The 525-nt window shown below is 58.9% G+C and carries 1 protein-coding gene; it reads right to left on the bottom strand.

Annotated elements, in window-relative coordinates; genetic code table 11:
• Positions 1–525, bottom strand: a 525-nt coding sequence (locus ACP5J3_RS15070; protein WP_428496416.1) for a hypothetical protein, incomplete at both ends; no start/stop codon positions are given.

Here is a 525-nt window from a genome sequence, read left to right as displayed (position 1 = left end):
CTCTTCGCGCTCCTTCGCTTCTTTCAGAACTCTACCCAGCTCCACCACCAGCCTCTCCTCAAGCGGAAGGTCCCTCAGCCGCCCGCGTTTGACGTCCGGCGCCTTCTCCCACAACTTGATATATGCACTGTACGGCGTGTTGGCCACGAGGGTGGCTAAGTCCTCCGCGGCGAAAGCCCTCAGCACAGTCAAGCCAACGATGTTGTCATTGACGGCGGCTTTTAGATACGCCACGGCCCTTGTGCCGTAGCTGACGCCGGAGAATCTAGACAACTCGTCCTTAGTCGCCTCCGCCAGCTCCCTAGTCCCCCTAGCGTCCACCTCTACCCACTCCGCCACCCCCTTCAGCGCCTCCGCGCCCTTAGCCGCGGTTTTTAGATGCACGGCGATTGTGTTAAGCTCGCGTTCCGCTTCCTCCGCGATCTTCAGCACGCTCTTCTCGGCCTCCTCCAGCCTATTCAATACGTTGTAGAACTCCCTCCACCTCTCTCCGCTGTTGCTTTCTAATGCCTGTTTCAAAACAGC

This window comes from Pyrobaculum sp., assembly GCF_049971835.1.
Classification (GTDB): Archaea; Thermoproteota; Thermoprotei; order Thermoproteales; family Thermoproteaceae; genus Pyrobaculum.
This window is presented reverse-complemented; position numbering and strand designations above follow the sequence as displayed.